This window comes from Mesorhizobium sp. M1A.F.Ca.IN.020.06.1.1 (genome assembly GCF_004023265.1).
Taxonomy (GTDB): domain Bacteria; phylum Pseudomonadota; class Alphaproteobacteria; order Rhizobiales; family Rhizobiaceae; genus Mesorhizobium.
In genome coordinates this window covers 1-5419 of sequence record NZ_RZSR01000358.1, presented here as the reverse complement: position 1 = coordinate 5419, position 5419 = coordinate 1, and the positions used below count along the sequence as shown (strand labels likewise).

The 5419-nt window shown below is 63.5% G+C and carries 5 protein-coding genes; all 5 read left to right on the top strand.

From position 1 onward, the window contains the following. Nucleotides 1-1330, top strand: a 1330-nt coding sequence (locus EOA60_RS16935) for a PAS domain-containing sensor histidine kinase (RefSeq protein WP_164899359.1), incomplete at its 5' end; no start/stop codon positions are given. Further along, on the top strand, nucleotides 1320-2681 hold the full coding sequence (locus EOA60_RS16930) for a sigma-54 dependent transcriptional regulator (protein WP_066989715.1): 1362 nt from the start codon (nucleotides 1320-1322) through the stop codon (nucleotides 2679-2681). The genes EOA60_RS16935 and EOA60_RS16930, both read left to right, overlap by 11 nt. A gap of 156 nt (nucleotides 2682-2837) precedes the next feature. After that, nucleotides 2838-3701: a D-amino-acid transaminase gene (locus EOA60_RS16925; RefSeq protein WP_067321352.1), complete on the top strand. Its 864-nt coding sequence runs from the start codon at nucleotides 2838-2840 to the stop codon at nucleotides 3699-3701. 143 nt (nucleotides 3702-3844) lie between these two features. After that, on the top strand, nucleotides 3845-4090 hold the full coding sequence (gene hfq / locus EOA60_RS16920; RefSeq protein ID WP_066989720.1) for an RNA chaperone Hfq: 246 nt from the start codon (nucleotides 3845-3847) through the stop codon (nucleotides 4088-4090). After that, nucleotides 4091-5419: GTPase HflX (gene hflX, locus EOA60_RS16915; RefSeq protein ID WP_128311636.1), on the top strand; the 1329-nt coding region annotated here is incomplete at its 3' end. It lies immediately after the preceding gene.

Sequence of the window (5419 nt, the reverse complement as noted above, 5' to 3'; positions counted from 1 at the left end):
CGTGGCCGATCGCATTGTCCGGCCGATCCGCCAGCTGATCGGCGCGGCCGACGAGGTGGCCACCGGCAATCTCGACGTCGCCGTTCCGGTACGTCAATCCGACGGCGACGTCGCTTCGCTCGGCGAAACCTTCAACAACATGATTCTCGAGCTCAAATCGCAGCGCAACGAGCTGCTGTCGGCCAAAGACCTGATCGACGAGCGGCGGCGGTTCTCGGAAGCGGTGCTGGCCGGCGTGACCGCAGGCGTCATCGGCGTCGATCCCTACGGCGTCATCACCATCGCCAATCGCTCGGCCGAAACGATGCTGGCGATCTCGGCGAGTGCCGCGCTCGGACAGAACCTCTCCGCCATCCTGCCGCATGTCGGTCGCGTCTTCGAGATCGGGCGCCAATCCGGCAAGCCGGTCTATCGCGAGCAGGTGACTTTCTTCCGCGCCGGCATGGAACGGACTTTCAATGTCCAGGTCACCGTCGAGGCCGGAGACGACGGCTCGGAAGAAAAATCCTATGACGTCACCATCGACGACATTACCGATCTCGTGCAGGCGCAGCGGTCCTCGGCCTGGGCCGATGTGGCGCGGCGCATTGCCCATGAGATCAAGAATCCACTGACGCCCATCCAGCTCTCGGCCGAGCGCATCAGGCGCCGTTACGGCAAGGTCATCACCGAGGACCGCGAAGTCTTCGATCAATGCACCGACACCATCATCCGTCAGGTCGAGGACATCGGCCGCATGGTCGACGAATTCTCGGCCTTCGCCCGCATGCCGAAGCCGGAGATGAAGGTGATAGACCTGCGCGAGTCGCTGCGCGAAGCTTCGTTCCTGGTGGAAGTCAGCCGCTCCGACATTGCTTTCCAGCGTGATTTCGGCAACGAGCCGCTCAAGGGAACGTTCGACAGCCGCCTGATGGCGCAGGCCTTCGGCAACGTCATCAAAAACGCCGCGGAGGCCATCGACGGACTTGATGCGCAAGACCGTTCCGACGGCACAATCCGGATTCAAGCCGGGCGTCAAGATGGCGCCATAAGAATCGATGTTATCGACAACGGCAAAGGGCTGCCGCGCGAGAATCGGCAGAGACTGCTCGAGCCCTACATGACGACGCGCGAAAAAGGCACCGGCCTTGGCCTCGCTATCGTCAAGAAGATCGTGGAGGACCATGGCGGCCGGCTCGAATTGCACGACGCGCCGCCCGATTTCCACGGCGGCCGGGGCGCGATGATCTCGATCGTCCTGCCGCCGGCGGCGGTCGTCCCCGCGCCGCCACCCGGCGAAGGCCGCGACGAACACGAACGAGAAACTGAAAAGGTCGGTAATGGCGTCTGACATTCTCATCGTCGATGACGAGGAAGACATCCGCGAACTGGTCGCCGGTATCCTGAGCGACGAAGGTCACGAAACCCGCACGGCACACGATGCCGACAGCGCGCTGGCGGCGATTGCCGATCGCGCGCCACGGCTGATTTTCCTCGATATCTGGCTGCAGGGCTCGCGCCTCGACGGTCTGGCGCTGCTCGACGAGATCAAGACCATGCATCCGAACATGCCGGTGGTGATGATCTCCGGTCACGGCAACATCGAAACGGCGGTGTCGGCCATCCGGCGCGGCGCCTATGATTTCATCGAGAAGCCGTTCAAGGCCGACCGTCTCATCCTGATCGCCGAGCGCGCGCTGGAAACTTCGAAGTTGCGTCGCGAGGTCTCCGACCTCAAGCTGCGCAGCGGCGAGACCTTCGACCTGATCGGCATGTCGTCAGCGATGAGCCAACTGCGGCAGACCATCGAGCGTGTCGCGCCCACCAACAGCCGCATCATGATCATCGGTCCGTCGGGTTCCGGCAAGGAACTGACGGCGCGCGCCATCCACGCGCTGTCGGCGCGCAAGAACGGGCCGTTCGTGACGCTGAGCGCCGCCACCATCACGCCGGAACGTATGGAGATCGAGCTGTTCGGCACCGAATCGAACGGCACCGAACGCAAGGTCGGCGCGCTGGAGGAGGCGCATCGCGGCATCCTCTACATCGACGAGGTCGCCGACATGCCGCGCGAGACGCAGAACAAGATTCTGCGCGTGCTGGTCGAGCAGCAGTTCGAGCGGGTAGGGGGCACAAAGCGGGTCAAGGTCGACGTCCGCATCATATCCTCCACAGCGCAAAACCTGGAGGCCATGATTGCCGATGGCCGCTTCCGCGAGGACCTCTATCATCGCTTGGCGGTGGTCCCCGTCACTGTGCCGGGTCTCGCCGAACGGCGAGAGGATATTCCGTATCTCGTCGACAATTTCATGAAGCAGATCGCGCGGCAGGCCGGTATCAAGCCGCGCCGCATCGGTGACGACGCGCTGGCCGTGCTGCAGGCACACAACTGGCCGGGGAACGTGCGCCAGCTGCGCAACAATGTCGAGCGGCTGATGATCCTGGCGCGAGGCGGCGACGTCGACGCGCCGATCACCGCTGACCTTCTGCCCTCCGAGATCGGCGACGTCATGCCGCGCACCCCCAACCAGTCGGACCAGCACATCATGGCGCTGCCGCTGCGCGAGGCGCGCGAGCAATTCGAGAAGGACTATCTGATCGCACAGATCAACCGCTTCGGCGGCAACATCTCGAAGACGGCCGAGTTCATCGGCATGGAGCGATCAGCCTTGCACCGCAAGCTGAAGTCGCTGGGCGTGTAAAGGCAATCCAGGAAAAGTGGGCAGCGCCGGTTGGGCTCGGCGGCTTCGCCGTACCCTTCCGTCTGGAATTGCCTAAAGCCGGCTGGCCCACGCGATTGTTCATTACGGCAGCGGCGGAATCGCTTAAGAGAGCCGGATATTTCCCTGAGGTAGCCCATGCCGCGCATTGCCTATGTCAACGGGCGCTACGTCGCCCATGCCGAAGCCCGCGTCCATATCGAGGATCGCGGCTATCAGTTCGCTGACGGCGTCTATGAGGTCTGCGAGGTGGCGCGCGGCTTTATCGTCGACATGCCGCGCCATCTGGCCCGGCTTAAGCGCTCGCTCAAGGAATTGTCGATCGCATGGCCCGTCTCGGAAGGCGTCCTGCCGATGCTGCTGCGCGAGGTGGTGCGCCGCAACAACGTCGTCAACGGCCTCGTCTATCTCCAGGTGACGCGCGGCGTCGCCAGCCGTGAATTCGTCTTTCCGGCAGCCGGCACCCGTCCGTCCTTGGTTATAACCGCCCGGAAGGCCGACCCCTCTGCTGCCGCCAAGCGGGTTGAGACCGGCATCAAGGTCATCACCGTCCCGGAGAATCGCTGGGACCGCGTCGACATCAAGAGCACCGGCCTGCTTGCCAATGTGCTCGCCAAGCAGAAGGCCAAAGAAGCCGGCGCCCAGGAGGCCTGGTTCGTCGACTCCGACGGCACGGTCAAGGAGGGCGGCTCGTCCAATGCCTGGATCGTCACCCGCGACGGCGTTCTGGTGACGCGGCCGGCCGAACACGGCATCCTGCGCGGCATCACCCGCACGACACTGTTCGACGTCGCCGAAAAGCTCGGTCTGACGATCGAGGAGCGTGGGTTTTCGATCGCCGAAGCCAAGGCAGCGCGGGAGGCTTTCATCAGTTCCGCGACCACGATCGCCATGCCGGTAGTCGAAATCGACGGCGCGCCGATCGCAAACGGCCACCCCGGCTCCATGACACTTTCGTTGCGGCAGGCATTTTTTGACATTGCGGAAAAAAGTCCAGCCTGATAACCGCAAAGGTGGAATGAACCTCAACTATCTCGTTCTGCTTGTCGTTTAGGCGGCAAGAGGGGGTTTGCGCGCTTGACAGGCGCCGCGTAATTTGGCGCATTGGCCTGCAGACCGAAGGGGATCGGCGAAAGACAAAAACAATGGCGGAACGATCGCAAAACCTTCAGGACCTGTTCCTGAATTCAGTTCGCAAGAGCAAAAATCCACTTACCATCTTTCTCATCAACGGTGTGAAGCTGACCGGCGTGGTCACTTCGTTCGACAATTTCTGTGTGTTGTTGCGGCGCGACGGGCATTCCCAGCTCGTCTACAAGCACGCCATTTCCACGATCATGCCGAGCCAGCCGGTTCAGATGTTTGATGGCGAGGAAGGCCAGGGCGCCTGATTGGCACGTGAGCAGGACGCGGACCGCAGAGTTCGCGGGAAACAAGGACATCAACTTGGGCCGGAAGCCAAGGATCCGACCCGGGCCGTTGTCATTGTGCCGGTGCTTGCGCGCCAGCCGCGGGGCGATGACGATTCGAGCCGCCCGCGCCTGAGCCGCTCGGCGGATGCCCGCCACGACGAGGCGGTCGGGCTTGCCAGCGCCATCGACCTGGACCCGGTCCACACCGCAGTGGTGACGGTCACCGATCCCCGCCCGGCAACGCTGCTCGGCAGCGGCAAAGTGGCCGAATTCGCCGACATCGTGAAGGAACGCAAGGCGGAATTGGTCATCGTCGACCATCCGCTCACGCCGGTGCAGCAGCGCAATCTCGAGAAGGAACTGAACGCCAAGGTGCTCGACCGCACCGGGCTTATCCTCGAGATCTTCGGCGAGCGCGCCAGGACCAAGGAAGGCACCCTGCAGGTCGAGCTGGCGCATCTCAACTATCAGAAGGGTCGGCTGGTGCGCAGTTGGACCCACCTCGAACGGCAGCGCGGCGGCGCGGGTTTCCTGGGCGGTCCCGGCGAAACGCAGATCGAATCCGACCGGCGGATCCTGCAGGACAAGATCACCAAGCTCAAACATGAGCTGGAAACGGTTCGCCGCACCCGCGACCTGCACCGCGCAAAACGCAAGAAGGTGCCATTTCCGGTAGTTGCGATCGTCGGCTACACCAATGCCGGAAAGTCGACGCTGTTCAACCGGCTGACCGGGGCAGGGGTGCTGGCGGAGGACATGCTGTTCGCCACGCTCGATCCGACGCTGCGCCGCGTGCGCCTGCCGCACGGCACGCCGATCATCCTGTCGGACACGGTCGGCTTCATCTCGGACTTGCCGACTCATCTGGTCGCGGCCTTCCGGGCGACGCTGGAAGAGGTCGTCGAGGCCGATCTCGTGCTGCATCTGCGCGATATCTCTGATCCGGACACGGCAGCGCAGGCCGAGGATGTCGAGCGCATCCTTGGCGATCTCGGCGTCGATGCCGCGGACACCAGCCGCGTGATCGAGGTGTGGAACAAGATCGACCTGCTCGACGAAGGCAATCGCGAGCGCCTGCTTGCCGAGAGCGCCGGCGGCAAGGCGCCGCCGATCGCGATATCGGCAGCGACCGGCGAGGGGATCGATGCGCTCAAGGCGCTCATCGAGGCCAGAGTGTCGGGCGAGTTGGAAACGATGACGGTGACGTTGAGCCCCGCTGAGCTCGGCCAGGTCGACTGGCTCTGTCGCAATGGCGATGTCGTCTCGCGGAGCGACAATGAGGACGGCAGCGTCACCATCTCACTGACC

Coding starts and splice junctions, on each gene's coding strand:
- EOA60_RS16925 (WP_067321352.1), top strand. CDS start 2,838: ATGCCGCGCATTGCCTATGTCAACGGGCGCTACGTCGCCCATGCCGAA.
- EOA60_RS16930 (WP_066989715.1), top strand. CDS start 1,320: ATGGCGTCTGACATTCTCATCGTCGATGACGAGGAAGACATCCGCGAA.
- hfq (WP_066989720.1), top strand. CDS start 3,845: ATGGCGGAACGATCGCAAAACCTTCAGGACCTGTTCCTGAATTCAGTT.